This is a genomic window from Dyadobacter psychrotolerans (assembly GCF_004349265.1).
In the GTDB taxonomy this organism is placed as follows: domain Bacteria; phylum Bacteroidota; class Bacteroidia; order Cytophagales; family Spirosomataceae; genus Dyadobacter; species Dyadobacter psychrotolerans.
This window is the reverse complement of the sequence record NZ_SMFL01000009.1, coordinates 163858-178581: the sequence shown is the minus strand read 5'-3', so window position 1 is coordinate 178581 and position 14724 is coordinate 163858. Positions and strand designations below refer to the sequence as shown.

The following is a 14724-nucleotide window of genomic DNA, read 5'->3' as shown; positions in this document are numbered from 1 at the left end:
CAAATCCGATCATTGTGCTGACGGAGTAGTTGGCTGTGGCTTATTGTTATTTGGATTATTATTGTTGTTCCTGTTTTTCGGCTTACTTTTTTTCTTTTTCTTCTTTTTTTGTTCTTCGCTGTACTTGCGATCCAGGTTTTCAAGATCACTGTTGAGTTTCGGAGAACCTTTTTCCAAACTTCTTTCAACTTGCGGAGTCAATATTTCCAGCGATTCCGGAATAATATTGTTCTTATTAAGCTCAACAATTTCCAGAACCTTGTCAATTGCTACCGGATACCAGTTTGTATCTTTTTCAAAACCAAACCACATGATTTTCTTGAAAATATCCGTTTTTTGTAACGTTGCAACTCCCTTTTTTGTCTTTAACGGAGCTTCAACCGTCGGAATATCCCGCAAAGCATCAATGTAAGTTTCAAGCTCATAGTTCAGGCAGCATTTCAATCTCCCGCACTGGCCCGAAAGCTTGGCAGGATTTAGCGAAAGGTTCTGATACCTTGCAGCTGAGGTTGAGATGTTCTTAAAATCAGTCAGCCAGGTTGAACAGCAAAGTTCTCTTCCACAGGAACCCAGTCCGCCAAGACGGCTCGCTTCCTGCCGCAGACTGATCTGCCGCATCTCAATACGTACTTTAAATTCCGAAGCCAGCGATTTGATCAGCTCCCGAAAATCGACACGTTCTTCTGAAGAATAGTAAAAAGTAGTTTTGGTATTGTCCGACTGAAATTCAACATCCGACAATTTCATATTCAGTTTCATCTCCCGGATTATTTCCCGGGTACGATAAAGCGTTGGCATTTCACGTGCCATTGCCTGTGTATGTTTGTCAAGGTCTTTCTCGTTGGCAACCCGGTAAATCACATGCAGGTCATCACTGATCACTACATTTTTACGCTTCATCTGAAGGCGTACCAATTCACCCTGTAACGATACGGTTCCCAGATGCTGACCGGACGCCATTTCGCAGACAACATAATCGCCTGTAATGAATTCCAGTTGATTTATATTACGGAAATATTCCTTTCTTCCTCCTTTAAACTTTACTTCAACAACATCAAATCGCTGGCTGGTAGGCACATCCATGTGGCTCAACCAGTCGAAGACGTTCATTTTATTACAGCCACCTGTTCCACAGGTTCCATTACTTCCACATCCGGAGACAGCCGATCCGCTGGTACTGCATCCTCCCGATGAACATGATCCACATCCCATAGCTTATCCTCTTCATCAATCGTTATAACGAATTAAATCCATACCGATGTCGTGCCGAAAATATTTGCCTTCATATTGTATAACCTGCGCAGCGCGCTGGGATTTATGTACAGCGTTTTCAAGAGAATTGGCCATGCCTGTTAGCGCCATTACCCTTCCTCCGTTCGTTACGACTTCGGTATTTCCATTAAAGGTAGTCCCTGCATGATATAAATGCACATCTTCTACCTTGTCAGTCCCGGAAATTACCTTTCCTTTTTCATATTCTCCAGGATAACCGCCTGCAACCAATACAGTTGTTACAGCGACCTGAGGAGAAATTTTTATTTCATAATCATGGAGTGTCCCTTTTGCTGCTGACACCAGAAGTGCTGCAAAATCAGATTGAATTCTTGGCAATACAACCTCAGTCTCAGGGTCACCCATGCGAACATTGTATTCAATTACAAAAGGTTCGCCTTTTACATTCATCAAACCGATGAAGATAAAACCAACATATTTTATGCCTTCACTTTTTAATCCGTGCAGCGTTGGCTTCACAACTTTTTCCTCAACTTTTCTTAAAAAGTTTGCATCTGCAAAACTTACGGGCGAGACGGCTCCCATACCTCCGGTGTTCAGGCCGGTATCATTTTCACCGATTCTTTTGTAATCCTTAGCTTCCGGAAGTATTTTATAATTTTCCCCGTCGCAGAGAACAAAAACGGATAATTCAATTCCTTTCAAAAATTGCTCCACCACCACTTTGTTTCCGGCTGATCCAAATTTACCGTCAACAAGCATTTCATTAAAAGCCTGTTCAGCTTCGATATGTTTTTCTGCGATGATAACGCCTTTTCCAGCTGCCAGACCATCCGCTTTTAAAACGATCGGTAATGGCAGGGTTTCAAGATATTCAAGTCCAATCGCCAGTGTTTCAGCCGTAAACGTTCTGGAAGAAGCAGTTGGTATTCCGTACTTCTGCATGAAGTTTTTAGAAAAATCCTTACTTCCTTCTAACTGTGCTCCGGCTTTATTTGGGCCGATAAGCTTTACTTTGGCAAGATCTTTACGTGATTCAAAATAATCTACAATTCCATTAACCAGCGGTTCTTCCGGTCCTACAACAACAAGCTCAATTTCATTTTCTAAAACTGCCTTGGCAACTGCTTCAAAGTTATTATACGAAATGGGAATGTTGGTACCTACCAACGCGGTTCCTGCGTTTCCCGGTGCTATGTATAAACCATCACAAAGGGGGCTTTGAGCAATTTTCCAGGCAAAAGCATGCTCTCTACCTCCTGAACCTAATATAAGTATATTCATAATTGATTATAAATTTTGCCAAACAATAACGATCCTGACTGGGTTTAAGGCCGGATGTTTTAGTTTGCCAATTCCGATAAAAACTTAATTCGAACCAACCTCAGTTCTTCTTCACTTATTTCATCACCTGAAAATTCATCCAGTGCAGCGGCAATGTTGTCCGTTTCTGCGGTCATGAAGTAGTCGTAAATGTCCTGCTGTCTTTCACGATCTACCACCTGATTGATGTAATAATCCAAATTGAGTTTGGTACCTGAGTAACAAATGTGTTCCACTTCTTCGATCACCTCGGCGAGTGCCAGATCTTTCACCTCAGCTATTTCGTCAAGACTTACTTTCCGGTCCACCTGCTGGATAATGAAAATCTTGATCTTCGATTTGTTAACGGTGGTTTTGATAACGACATCCTTAGCGGTTTCGATATCATTTTCTTCAACATAACGCGTAATTGCGTCCAGAAACTGCTTTCCAAATTTCTGAACTTTACCCATGCCAACACCGTTGATCTGGGCCATTTCCTGCTGGGTTGTAGGATATGTAGTCGCCATTTCTTCCAGAGAAGGATCCTGGAAAATTACGAACGGCGGTAGATTTTTCTCCTTGGCAACCTTTTTTCTCAGCGCTTTGAGCATTCCCAGCAGCGCTTCGTCGTAGGCATGAGCACTTCCGTTGCCATTTCCGCCATCTTTATCGTCATCATCTGCTTTCACTTCTTCTTCCTCGAAGTTGTGATCTTTGTGCAAAGTGACCTGGTAAGGATCGTTCAGGTAAGCGATACCTTTTTCTCCGATTTTCATGACGCCATAATTTTCAATATCTTTTTCGAGATAGTTGAAAATTACAAGCTGACGGATGGTTGAAATCCAATAATCTCTGGATTCATTCAATTCCAGAGCTTTCCCAAATACATCCAGCTTGTCATGTTCGTAGCTTCTTACGTACTGATTGTCAGTAGCCGTAATCAGGTCCGCGATGTGTTCGCCATCAAACCGCTGTTCGGTAAGCTGAACAGCGCGCAAAATGAGAATTACTTCATCCTGTACCTTTCTTTTTTCGGTTGGTTTCAGACAGTTGTCACAGGCACCGCAATCCTTATCCATGTATTCACCGAAATAGCTCAGCAGCTGTCTGCGGCGACAAACACCCAGTGTTGAATATGCAACCATTTCATTTAGCAAATGGCGTGCATTATCACGTTCGGTAACTGTTTTGTCCTTATTGAATTTTTCCAGCTTCTGAATATCTTCATAGCTATAAAACATAAGGCAATTTCCCTCGAGTCCATCCCTTCCTGCCCGTCCTGTTTCCTGGTAATAACCTTCCAGAGATTTAGGCACATCATAGTGTATCACAAAACGAACGTCCGGCTTGTCGATACCCATTCCAAAAGCGATGGTCGCAACAATTACGTCACACTCCTCATTCAAAAATGCATCCTGATTACCCATCCTGGTATTGCTGTCAAGACCAGCGTGGTAGGGAAGGGCTTTTACATCATTGACAGCAAGTAATTCAGCAATTTCTTCAACTGTCTTGCGGCTCAGGCAATAGATGATCCCTGATTTGCCCTTGTTATTACGGACATAACGGATCAGCTGCTTTTTTGTGTCCTTTTTAGGGCGTATTTCGTAGTAAAGATTCTTACGGTTGAAAGAAGATTTGAAAGTCTCCGCTTCTTCCATCTGTAAATTTTTGCGTATATCCTGCTGTACCTTAGGCGTGGCTGTGGCAGTAAGTGCAATAATCGGAAGGTTACCGATATTCTCAATAATACCATAAATTCTGCGGTATTCCGGGCGGAAATCATGTCCCCATTCCGAAATACAATGTGCTTCATCAATGGCTACGAAAGAAATTTTTACTTTCTTTAAAAAATCAAGATTATCCTCTTTTGTTAACGATTCAGGTGCGATGTAAAGCAGCTTCAGACTTCCGTCTAATGCATCGTTTTTCACACGCGTCATTTCACTTTTTGTGAGTGTGGAGTTCAAAAACTGTGCATTAATGCCAAAAGCAGTTAACTGATCCACCTGATTTTTCATCAGTGCAATAAGCGGGGAAATAACAATTGTCATTCCGTCACTGACAAGCGCGGGTAATTGGTAGCAAAGTGATTTGCCTGCCCCGGTGGGCATAATCACAAAAGTATTTTTTCCAAGCAGGATGTTTTGTATAATAACCTCTTGCTCTCCCCTGAACTGACTATATCCAAATATCTCTTTAAGTCTTTCTTTTAACGTGTCTAATACGACAGTTTCAACCTTCTTTACCATACTCTGTTAACAAAATGGTTATCCCAAACTTCTCTATCTTTGCTTTTTGAAATGAATAATTGCAATTGGTTCTCAATAAAACAGTGTTTCAGATTTGAAATTAATAAAAAATATTCAGTCCATAGCAAAAGAAGTGTTACTGAAGGAGGCCACAGCGGTACATAATCTCATTGAAAGGATTGATGATGAATTTGAAAAGTGCGTACAGCTCATTCTTAATTCAGGAGGACGTGTCGTTGTATCCGGAATTGGTAAAAGTGCCATAGTAGGACAGAAAATCGTGGCGACGCTCAATTCTACTGGTACGCCTGCATTATTTATGCACGCCGGCGACGCCATCCACGGTGATCTGGGAATGATACAGGATAATGATGTCGTAATTGTCATTTCAAGAAGCGGTGATACACCGGAAATAAAAGTACTGGTGCCGCTTCTGAAACGTATTGGTGTAAACATCATCGCGATGTTGAGTAATAAAGATTCGTATCTGGGCCGTAATGCCCGTTTTGTTCTGCATGCACATGCCCCGAATGAAGCAGATCCTTTAAATCTGGCTCCAACAACAAGTACTACTGTTACCATGGCGCTTGGCGATGCCCTTGCGATATGTTTACTGGAAGCCCGCGGTTTTACACATCAGGATTTTGCAAAATACCATCCCGGTGGTTCTCTGGGTAAAAGGCTTTATCTGAAAGTCTGTGATATTTACCCGAATAACGCTTTGCCGGTTGTTTCGGAATCGGCCACGCTGCATGAAATCATTATGGAAATCACCTCCAAGCGTTTGGGAGCGACGTCGGTAATCAAAGATTCAGGAAAAATGGCCGGAATTATTACCGACGGAGATCTTCGGCGTATGCTTAATCAGCATGCAGGAGACACGCTGCTGCAATTACAGGCCAGTGATATCATGACCCCCTGTCCGATCTCTGTCGGCCCGGAAGAGTATGCTGTAAATGCCCTGGAGATTATGCAATCCCGAAGTATCACTCAGGTTGTGGTTGTGGAGGACGATCGGGTTTTGGGATTTGTTCACCTGCACGATTTACTAAGAGAAGGCCTGGTATAACAAATGTCCCCAAGCCCTATTCTCTAGACCCCAAGCCCTCTGCTTATCTACCTAAATCTGTTGGATTGCTGCACCTTTTTTTCATCTTTCCTGATAAAACGGTTTGCAAACACATTAGACAGCATAGATGCGATTAATCCGTAGAAACCGATTTCGTAATTGCCCGGATTTTCAGGATCAAAAAGTTTGGCTGTGCTGTAAAAAGTATAATAAATGACCAAACCAATCATGACGGTCATCAAAATCGAATTAACCGCGCATAATGCAGATTGAAGAATGCGGTTTTTAAAGCTAAAAATGGCATAAGCCGATACCAGTGCTACAAGAATCGCCAGGATTACAAAATAATAAACCGGCTGAACCTGTGATTGCACTGCATTGATCTGGTGTGTTAACTTTAATGCAGTAAGATCTGCTTTTTCCACACCTGCGGCAGAAATTTTACTCCATACCGGAAATGACAGAAAAACGCCCATTCCGATAATTGTAATGGCTAAAAATATAGTTTGAACTCTTTGTAACATGGTAAACGGAAATATTATTCTAAAACGGTTTTACAAATTTAATAAAGAGAAAAGGGAAGGATATAACTGTTAAAATTAAATAACAACCTCTCCGTACAGGTCAAATTCCTCAGAGGATGTGATTTTTACATTAGCAAAATCTCCCAATCTTACATACTGGCTTGCAGGTATAAGTACTTCATTATCAACTTCCGGAGAATCGGATTCGGTGCGGCCAATAAAATGCCCGCCTTCTTTTCTGTCAAAAAGAACCTTGTAGGTGTTGCCTACTTTCTGCTGGTTCAGTTCATAAGAAATTCCCTGCTGAAGTTCCATGATTGCATCGGCACGTTCCTGTTTAATTTCGGCAGGAATATCATCCGGCATGGAGTAGGAATGCGTGTTGTCTTCATGAGAATATTGAAATGCACCTAATCTGTCGAAACGCATTTTTTCAACAAACTCGTATGTTTCATCAAATAAAGCTTCGGTCTCGCCGGGATGCCCAACGATAAGCGTGGTACGCAGCGTGATTTCAGGAATTTTCTCGCGGATCGATTCAATCAGCGACTCTGTTTTTTCACGGGTGATACCTCTCCGCATGGATTTCAAAATTTCTGTTGACCCGGATTGAAGAGGCATATCCAGGTACTTACATATATTACTGCGCTCTTTCATGATATCAAGGATGTCCATCGGGAAACCGGCAGGATAAGCATATTGCAATCTGATCCACTCAATTCCTTCCACATCAGAAAGTTGAGCCAAAAGATCAGATAAATTTCTTTTTTTATAAATATCAAGACCGTAATAAGTAAGATCCTGAGCAATAAGAATCAGCTCTTTTGTGCCACGTTTGGCCAGAGATTTTGCTTCTTTTACCAATTCTTCAATCGAACGGGAGACATGCCCGCCGCGCATAATCGGAATTGCACAAAAGCTGCACGGACGATCACAGCCTTCCGCTATTTTTACATACGCATAATGCGTAGGTGTGGTAAGCAGGCGCTCTCCAACCAGTTCATGTTTATAATCTGCTTTCAGTGTTTTAAGCAAACGCGGAAGTTCGTTGGTGCCAAACCAAGCATCAACTGTGGGAATTTCAATTGAAAGTTCATCTTTATAACGGTGCGAAAGACAGCCGGTTACATAAACTTTGTCCACAATCCCTGCCGCTTTTGCATCTGCATAACGAAGAATGGTATTGATAGATTCTTCCTTTGCATTATCGATAAAACCGCAGGTGTTGATCACAACGATCTGAGAATTATCCTTTTTTGATTCATGCGCTACATCAAAGCCGTTTCCTTTTAGCTGTGTGTACAACACTTCCGAATCGACCAGGTTTTTGGAGCAACCCAGCGTAACAATATTTACTTTATTTTTAACTATTCCTTTGGTTTTCATTATGGGAAGCTGCCAGCAGTTAGTAATTAGCTGTTAGCCTGTTATGTTGTTCGAATAAAACGGATTAAGCCCCTTGCCCCTATAAAATAAAGTATGCAAACGGGCTGCAAAGATCGGGAAAATTTGGATAGGAAATTCTACTTTATATAAGGAAATACTTTTACCGAGTATTCGGAAGGAATGTTCCTGAAATATTCATTAATAATCCACAGGCCCGGCATACGATCTGTGAGGATAAATTTCTCTCCGTTTGTTAGATAATAAGTATAATAAGAAAAGCGAAGACGGGTATTATTGGAGACGATGGATATTCTTTCAATATCACCTTTTCTGAGAATGATCTCTTTTCCTTTGACGTTGACATGAATTTCATGACTGTAAGGAATTGAGGTCAATATTACGCCCTCGGTAAATTTCCAGTAATTGTATTGAAATACAAGAAAGTATCCTGCCGAATAAGTGTTTAATGAACCCAAGGAAATAAAAAGCAGGCTACCAAGCCCTTGTTTTGTTTCAAATACAGGAAAACCTTTGGTGATTGGCATGGTTAAAATTACCAATGCCATAATCAAAAGGGGATATGAAGTAATGCTATCCAGGCTGGTGAAATAGCTGACGGTAGATATCTGATAAACTCTGTCGACCTTAAGCGGAGAGTTGTTGCCATAGGTATCTCTTGATACCCTATATAGTTGCCAGATGCCCCCTCCTGCTATACCGAAAACAATCAGGAAAATAAGGACGGTATCCATTTTTAACAGATGATTTTGCTTTTTCCATCATCAAAGATAAAAAGTCTAGCTCCAGTTATCCAATTTTCTTAAACAAAGAATCAACAAATTCGCTGCGGTCAAAGACCTGCAAATCGTCCATTTTTTCACCTACTCCGATGTATTTAACGGGTATTTTAAATTCGTCGGAAATTCCGATTACCACGCCGCCTTTTGCGGTTCCGTCCAGTTTGGTGATTGCCAGGGCAGTGATTTCTGTAACCTTTGTAAACTCACGAGCCTGAATAACCGCATTTTGCCCGGTACTTCCATCCAGCACCAATAAAACCTCGTGCGGCGCATCAGGAATGATTTTTTGCATGACCCTTTTGATTTTCGAAAGCTCGTTCATCAGGTTTACTTTGGTATGCAATCTCCCGGCGGTGTCAATAATAATGACATCCGCACCAATTTCCATTCCTTTTTTCAGTGCATCATAAGCAACAGAAGAAGGATCGGTGTTCATACCATGATCGATAACCGGAACGTCCACTCTTTTTCCCCACAGTTTTAATTGTTCAACTGCGGCAGCACGGAATGTATCGGCTGCACCAAGTACCACTTTATGTCCGCGGGAGTGAAACTGGTGGGCCAGTTTTCCGATTGTTGTTGTCTTTCCTACACCGTTCACACCTACCACCATGATCACATAAGGTTTAGGAAGATGCTTGGTTTCAAAGCTGTCCGTAAAATCAACGGATTTATTTTCAATAAGCAGTTCGGCAATTTCCTCGCGGAGAATTGTGTCAAGTTCGGCAGTCGTTGCATATTTGTCTCGTGCAACACGTTCTTCTATTCGTTTAATCACCTTTACGGTGGTTTCAACACCCACGTCTGAGCTTACAAGTATATCTTCCAATTCATCGAGAACATCTTCATCGATGGTTGTTTTTCCAATGATTGCCTTTGAAAGTTTGCCAAAGAAACTGTCTTTGGTTTTTTCCAGGCCTTTATCTAATGTTTCTTTTTTTTCTTTTGAAAAAAAGCCAAATAAGCTCATATCAGCGTAGGGATAAGATCAGTAAAATGAGTGTGCATGAAATAGTGCAACTATTTGCAATTCAAAATTAAACAAAAAAAGTCCCGAAAGGGACTTTTTAAACTGCAATATCAAAACCTGCAACTGAAATGTGTTTAACCTCAGTTTTTAAGCGCACCCTGAACACCGTCAAGAGGTACAATTTCTTCTTTGAAGGTATAAGCTCCGGTTTTTGGAGACTTTACGGCTTTAATCACTTTCGCAAAAGCTTTACCACCTTCTTTTTTCAGCGTAGCAACTACTTTCTTTGCCATATCTGTATATATTTAAAATGTTATCAATTATATATAATCAAGACGAGAGGCTAAATTACATTAACCACTAACATCCTGCAATAACTTTAAGACAGTATTATTTAATCTCTTTGTGTAGAGTATAACGTCTCAGGAAAGAATTGAATTTTTTCAATTCCATACGGCTAGGCGTATTTTTACGATTCTTTGTAGTCACGTAACGTGACATACCTGGTACACCGCTTTCTTTTTGTTCAGTGCACTCTAATATAACCTGTACTCTATTACCTTTCTTAGCCATTACTTTACATCGTTTTACAAATAGGACTGCAAAAGTAATGATATTTCATATTATTCACAATAATTTATTTTAAATAAAAAATAAAATTACCTATTTTTAAAATCTCACTTTTGTGTTAACCTATTTATTGTTAGGTTTTTATGTGGAATTTTGCTCAATTTTATTGTTGTGATTTATAAAATATATGAGGGAAATCTAACACAAACTTACTTTCTTCGTGTAGTGGATTATCGGGAAATGCGATAACATGGCGGAAATTCTTTAAAAAATTAAAACAATGACACTTAAAAAAAGTACTTCTCTGGCAATTATTGCCCTGGCAGCTTCTGTATGGATCGGCTGTTCTTCAACGGAAGACAAGGAAAAGTATGACAACTTTTACGGAGCCGGAAGTAAAGCGAGAGAGGAAACAGCGCTCGTTACATTACAAAATGAGAGAAAAAATCCTAAACCAGAAGTAACACCTGCCGCACAGCCTGCTGCTGCACCGGCTGTTACTGATTCGGCAATGGCCGGCGATACAACTGCTGCTGCAACACCAGCCGCTCCGGCCGCAGATGCAAAACCAAAGCGTAAACCGGTACCAGCAGACGTATCTGCTCTGTTGAATAAACATGCCTGTTTTGCCTGCCATCAGGCATATGACAAGGTAATCGGGCCGGCTTATTCGGAAGTAGCAAAAAAGAAATATACGCCTGAGCAAATTGTTGAACTGGTACATAATCCTAAGCCTGAACACTGGCCTGGTTATCCTCCAATGGCGCCGCTGGCACACGTTCCAAAAGGGGATATTGTGGTTATTGCCAACTGGATTAATTCATTATAAGGTAATTAGGGATTAACTAGCCGAGGTGCTTCTTCGGTTTACTTCTTTGAAACAACTTACTAAGTCAGAAAATGCGGGTCGTTCATATTATGGACGACCCGTATTTGTATCTTTGCAAAAGCATTTGCAATAATTATGATTCAAACAGAAATTACTCCCTCTGAAATAAGCGAAGAACTTTTGGCTTCCTATGAAACCGTGATCGGTCTGGAAGTGCATTGTCAACTATTGACCGAGTCGAAACTATTTGCTTCGGACCGGAATCTTTTTGGGACTGAACCCAATACGAACGTTGGGCCGATAACCATTGCTTTACCGGGAACATTACCTAAAATAAATAAAAAGGCTGTTGAATATGCCATCCGTCTTGGCCTGGCTTGCGACTGTTCAATAAGCAGGCGTACGACCTTTGACAGAAAAAATTATTTTTATCCGGATCTTCCGAAAGGTTACCAGATATCACAGGATAAAAAACCGATTTGTGAAAAAGGCGGTGTTACCATTGCAACAAAAGGTGCAGACGGGAAAATGGTTGAGAAGCTGATCCGCTTTCATCATATTCATTTAGAGGAAGATGCAGGGAAATCAGTTCACGACGGGAGTGATACGGAAACCCTGCTTGACTACAACAGAGCTGGAACGCCACTGGTAGAAATGGTTTCTGAACCGGATTTGAGATCGGCAGAAGAAACAGGAGCCTTCGTCACAGAAATTCGTCGCTTGGTTCGCTATCTGGGAATCAGTGATGGTAATATGGAAGAAGGTTCTTTGCGCTGCGACGTAAATGTCTCCATCAGAAAACGTGGTGAAACTGCATTGGGAGTTAAGGTTGAGGTTAAAAATATGAACTCGATCCGTAACATGATGCGCGCAATTTCCTTTGAAACAAAAAGACAGGTTGAGTTACTTAAAAATGGCGGTGAAATACATCAGGAAACCCGTATGTTCGATGTTGAATCCGGCAATACGTATGGCATGCGTATGAAAGAAACGATGAATGATTATCGCTACTTTCCGGATCCTGATCTGAGCGCTGTTGTGGTTTCTGAGGAATGGCTGGAAGGTATCCGTTCGGCGATGCCGGCTTTGCCAAAAGAATTACGGGAGAAGTTTACAACGGTTTATGGTATTCCCGCTTATGACGCGCTTGTTTTAACTGATACAAAAGAGATTGCGGATTATTTTGAAGCCGTTTGTGCTAAAACGAATTTCTATAAATCTGCTTCTAACTGGCTGATGGGACCGGTTAAGTCTTATTTAAACGAACATCAGGGGGACATTACGTTATTTCCGGTTAAGCCGGAAGGACTTGCAGCGTTAATTGAATTGACAGAATCGGGTTTGGTGAGTAATTCTATTGCAACACAAAAGATATTTCCGGTTATGCTGGCCGAGCCGTTAAGAATGCCAAACGAGATCGCGACTGCAAATAACTGGCTGCAAAACAGCAATACAAATGAGCTTGAAACGTTGGTAGATGAGGTAATTGCGTCGATGCCGGATAAGGTTGCGGCATATAGAAAGGGCAAAAAGGGTTTAATGGGACTTTTTGTCGGAGAAGTAATGAAAAAGTCAAACGGAGCCGCGGATCCTAAGCTGGTTAATCAGCTTCTTGCAGCAAAACTTTAAGTGCGTCATTTATTCAAATGAAAATAGTCCATATTATGAAGCAGTTCGGTATAAAATATCTGTTTGTCTTTTTTCTGTTTGCAGTTTTTCTTACAAGCCCGGCTTTTGCCCAAATTGCGCCAAAATACTTTACGGTTAACGGTAAAATTAAAAATGGAGTAAAGGGAGAAAAAGTTACTCTTATGCAGACTATGGCCAACGGATCAGCCGTAAAGGTTGATTCTGCGCAGTTAGCTGCGGACGGCACTTTTATGATCAAAGCAAAGGAAAAAGACGGCGGTAGTTTTTACACGCTCAATCTAGCCGACAGACAAAAGGTTGTTTTGCTTGTTGAAGGTGGCGAAACGATGAATCTTGTGGCAGATGGTTTTACAAAAACCAGTGCGGGAGCCTCGGGTAAAGCAGTGATTACCGGCTCTAAAAACATGGAGTATTATGCAAAGATAGACGAGCTGATGCAGGAGTTTGCAGCAAAAGTTACTGTTTGGAATGAAGAATATGCTGCGGCTGAAGAGAAAAAAAATACTAAAAAGGTGCAGGAAATTCAGTCATCTTTTGCCGCTGCCGATCAGGCAAGAATGGGTGTGATCAGAAAAATGCTGCCGGAAATGGGTACTTCATTAATCGCATTGTTTACGGCGAATAATTTTCTAAGTCCGGATACCGATCTTGCAACATTAAAAAACCTTGCTTCCGAATTTGAAAAAGTAAAACCAACTCCGACACTTGCACAGGGATTTATTGGTCAGATCAAACGTATGACTGGTGTTGCCGTTGGTGAACTTGCTCCGGATTTTACATTAAATAATCCTGAGGGAAAACCAATTGCCCTTTCTTCCCTTCGCGGTAAATTTGTTCTCATCGATTTCTGGGCGTCCTGGTGCGGTCCGTGTCGGATGGAGAATCCGAATGTAGTTCGGATGTATGATAAATTTAAAGACAAAGGATTTTCTATCTACGGAGTTTCCCTGGATAAGGAAGAGGGCCCGTGGAAAGCAGCTATAAAAAAGGATAATTTAACCTGGGTGCATGGTTCAGACCTTAAATACTGGAATTCTGCGGTTGCCCAGACTTATGGTGTAACTGCCATTCCGGCGACTTACCTTTTGGATAAAGAAGGAAAAATTATTGCTAAAAATTTGAGAGGAGCTGCCTTGGAGGCAAAGCTGGCTGAATTACTGGGAACTGCCCAGTAAATATATACAAATGTTAAAATCAAAAAGTCCGCTGATTTTCAGTGGACTTTTTGGTTTTAAAGGCGGGTATGAAAACTAGTTTTCGGGTAACTGATATTTAAAATACAGCGGGTCAGGAAAACGAAAGCTGTATTTATAAAAAGTTGAAAACTTGTCGGCCGAGATGATTTTAAAATCGGGTTTGATTTCAGGTTCAGAAAAGGTGGGAGCTTCCCAGTTGAATTCAGCGCAGGTACTTTCATAAACTTCCCGCCGGGTCGGATGCGAGGGAGCGACGATATTGAATGTTTCGTTAAGTACACCTTTTTGCATGATGGTAATGATAATTTCAACCGCATCATCCGGATGGATATAGTTAACCGGCAGGGAGCCGGTTGTCATGTTTTTCAGGCCTTTGACATATTTCCCCGGAATTCTTTCATAACCGATTAAACCGCCAAATCTCAGAACAGATACGGTCATGTTTTCTCGAAGCTCAAAAAGCAGATTTTCAGCTGAAACCATGTCTGGCGCCGCAGATTCGTCAGGTGTAGTAACATCTTGTTCTGTCACAACACGGTTAAGATCAGGATAAATACCTGTAGAACTGATAAAAATAATTTCCTGAACCGGAGACTTTTGAACGGCTTTCACAACAGCCGCGATTTGTTCCGGGTGAAACCCAGGTTCATGTTTTCCCAGTCGTGGAGGGATGGATATTACGAGAAAGTCTGAATCAAAGAAGGACGTAATAATTTCCTCACCAGCCGAAAATTCGGGATTTAAACTAAATTCAACACCTTGTATTCCTTCTTTCTGAAATGTTTCAAGTTTCGCAGCGGAGGTGGTACTTCCTTTTATTTCGGATGTAATATCAAGTTCCTGGAGGCGTTTAGCTAACTGTAACCCGAGCCATCCGCAGCCGAGAATGCTTACCCGTTTTTTTTCTATTTTTGACTCTTTATTCATTTATACTGATTTA

Annotated in this window: 14 protein-coding genes; 4 read left to right on the top strand and 10 right to left on the bottom strand. The window is 41.3% G+C overall.

Annotated features, from left to right (window positions below; genetic code table 11):
- Window positions 1-9 precede the first annotated feature (9 nt).
- The 3 genes from E0F88_RS22435 to recQ are packed head-to-tail and all read right to left on the bottom strand — an operon-like array spanning window position 10 to window position 4790.
- Window positions 10-1212: a PSP1 domain-containing protein gene (locus tag E0F88_RS22435; RefSeq protein ID WP_131960523.1), complete on the bottom strand. Its 1203-nt coding sequence runs from the start codon at window positions 1210-1212 to the stop codon at window positions 10-12.
- Window positions 1213-1227: 15 nt separating this feature from the next.
- Complete coding sequence (purD, locus tag E0F88_RS22430; RefSeq protein WP_131960522.1) at window positions 1228-2517, bottom strand: phosphoribosylamine--glycine ligase; 1290 nt, start codon at window positions 2515-2517, stop codon at window positions 1228-1230.
- A gap of 59 nt (window positions 2518-2576) precedes the next feature.
- A complete protein-coding gene (gene recQ / locus E0F88_RS22425; protein ID WP_131960521.1) occupies window positions 2577-4790 on the bottom strand; it encodes a DNA helicase RecQ in 2214 nt (737 codons plus the stop codon).
- Window positions 4791-4884: 94 nt separating this feature from the next.
- On the opposite strand from recQ, the gene E0F88_RS22420 reads away from it, so the two are divergent.
- Window positions 4885-5859: a KpsF/GutQ family sugar-phosphate isomerase gene (locus tag E0F88_RS22420; protein WP_131960520.1), complete on the top strand. Its 975-nt coding sequence runs from the start codon at window positions 4885-4887 to the stop codon at window positions 5857-5859.
- A gap of 47 nt (window positions 5860-5906) precedes the next feature.
- Here the strand turns inward: E0F88_RS22420 and E0F88_RS22415 are convergent, their stop codons facing one another.
- The 6 genes from E0F88_RS22415 to rpmG all read right to left on the bottom strand — a co-directional run bounded on the left by E0F88_RS22415 (window position 5907) and on the right by rpmG (window position 10112).
- Window positions 5907-6383, bottom strand: a complete 477-nt coding sequence (locus E0F88_RS22415) for a DUF4293 domain-containing protein (RefSeq protein ID WP_131960519.1) — start codon at window positions 6381-6383, stop codon at window positions 5907-5909.
- 75 nt (window positions 6384-6458) lie between these two features.
- On the bottom strand, window positions 6459-7769 hold the full coding sequence (rimO, locus tag E0F88_RS22410; protein WP_131960518.1) for a 30S ribosomal protein S12 methylthiotransferase RimO: 1311 nt from the start codon (window positions 7767-7769) through the stop codon (window positions 6459-6461).
- A 137-nt stretch (window positions 7770-7906) separates the two neighbouring features.
- Complete coding sequence (locus tag E0F88_RS22405) at window positions 7907-8521, bottom strand: hypothetical protein (RefSeq protein WP_131960517.1); 615 nt, start codon at window positions 8519-8521, stop codon at window positions 7907-7909.
- 55 nt (window positions 8522-8576) lie between these two features.
- The gene (gene ftsY / locus E0F88_RS22400; protein WP_131960516.1) at window positions 8577-9539 is read right to left on the bottom strand and encodes a signal recognition particle-docking protein FtsY; all 963 of its coding nucleotides are present in this window, start codon (window positions 9537-9539) and stop codon (window positions 8577-8579) included.
- A gap of 140 nt (window positions 9540-9679) precedes the next feature.
- Window positions 9680-9832, bottom strand: coding sequence for a DUF4295 domain-containing protein (locus E0F88_RS22395; RefSeq protein WP_015813059.1), 153 nt, complete (start codon window positions 9830-9832; stop codon window positions 9680-9682).
- Between the two features lie 97 nt (window positions 9833-9929).
- A complete protein-coding gene (gene rpmG / locus E0F88_RS22390; protein ID WP_131960515.1) occupies window positions 9930-10112 on the bottom strand; it encodes a 50S ribosomal protein L33 in 183 nt (60 codons plus the stop codon).
- Window positions 10113-10389: 277 nt separating this feature from the next.
- On the opposite strand from rpmG, the gene E0F88_RS22385 reads away from it, so the two are divergent.
- The 3 genes from E0F88_RS22385 to E0F88_RS22375 all read left to right on the top strand — a co-directional run bounded on the left by E0F88_RS22385 (window position 10390) and on the right by E0F88_RS22375 (window position 13763).
- The gene (locus tag E0F88_RS22385; protein ID WP_131960514.1) at window positions 10390-10938 is read left to right on the top strand and encodes a c-type cytochrome; all 549 of its coding nucleotides are present in this window, start codon (window positions 10390-10392) and stop codon (window positions 10936-10938) included.
- A 135-nt stretch (window positions 10939-11073) separates the two neighbouring features.
- The gene (gene gatB / locus E0F88_RS22380; RefSeq protein WP_131960513.1) at window positions 11074-12567 is read left to right on the top strand and encodes an Asp-tRNA(Asn)/Glu-tRNA(Gln) amidotransferase subunit GatB; all 1494 of its coding nucleotides are present in this window, start codon (window positions 11074-11076) and stop codon (window positions 12565-12567) included.
- A gap of 35 nt (window positions 12568-12602) precedes the next feature.
- On the top strand, window positions 12603-13763 hold the full coding sequence (locus tag E0F88_RS22375; protein ID WP_131960512.1) for a TlpA disulfide reductase family protein: 1161 nt from the start codon (window positions 12603-12605) through the stop codon (window positions 13761-13763).
- Window positions 13764-13838: 75 nt separating this feature from the next.
- Here the strand turns inward: E0F88_RS22375 and E0F88_RS22370 are convergent, their stop codons facing one another.
- Window positions 13839-14711, bottom strand: a complete 873-nt coding sequence (locus E0F88_RS22370; protein ID WP_131960511.1) for a Rossmann-fold NAD(P)-binding domain-containing protein — start codon at window positions 14709-14711, stop codon at window positions 13839-13841.
- Between the last annotated feature and the right edge of the window lie 13 nt (window positions 14712-14724).

Coding starts and splice junctions, on each gene's coding strand:
- E0F88_RS22435 (WP_131960523.1), bottom strand. CDS start 1,212: ATGGGATGTGGATCATGTTCATCGGGAGGATGCAGTACCAGCGGATCG.
- purD (WP_131960522.1), bottom strand. CDS start 2,517: ATGAATATACTTATATTAGGTTCAGGAGGTAGAGAGCATGCTTTTGCC.
- recQ (WP_131960521.1), bottom strand. CDS start 4,790: ATGGTAAAGAAGGTTGAAACTGTCGTATTAGACACGTTAAAAGAAAGA.
- E0F88_RS22415 (WP_131960519.1), bottom strand. CDS start 6,383: ATGTTACAAAGAGTTCAAACTATATTTTTAGCCATTACAATTATCGGA.
- rimO (WP_131960518.1), bottom strand. CDS start 7,769: ATGAAAACCAAAGGAATAGTTAAAAATAAAGTAAATATTGTTACGCTG.
- E0F88_RS22405 (WP_131960517.1), bottom strand. CDS start 8,521: ATGGATACCGTCCTTATTTTCCTGATTGTTTTCGGTATAGCAGGAGGG.
- ftsY (WP_131960516.1), bottom strand. CDS start 9,539: ATGAGCTTATTTGGCTTTTTTTCAAAAGAAAAAAAAGAAACATTAGAT.
- E0F88_RS22395 (WP_015813059.1), bottom strand. CDS start 9,832: ATGGCAAAGAAAGTAGTTGCTACGCTGAAAAAAGAAGGTGGTAAAGCT.
- rpmG (WP_131960515.1), bottom strand. CDS start 10,112: ATGGCTAAGAAAGGTAATAGAGTACAGGTTATATTAGAGTGCACTGAA.
- E0F88_RS22385 (WP_131960514.1), top strand. CDS start 10,390: ATGACACTTAAAAAAAGTACTTCTCTGGCAATTATTGCCCTGGCAGCT.
- gatB (WP_131960513.1), top strand. CDS start 11,074: ATGATTCAAACAGAAATTACTCCCTCTGAAATAAGCGAAGAACTTTTG.
- E0F88_RS22375 (WP_131960512.1), top strand. CDS start 12,603: ATGAAGCAGTTCGGTATAAAATATCTGTTTGTCTTTTTTCTGTTTGCA.
- E0F88_RS22370 (WP_131960511.1), bottom strand. CDS start 14,711: ATGAATAAAGAGTCAAAAATAGAAAAAAAACGGGTAAGCATTCTCGGC.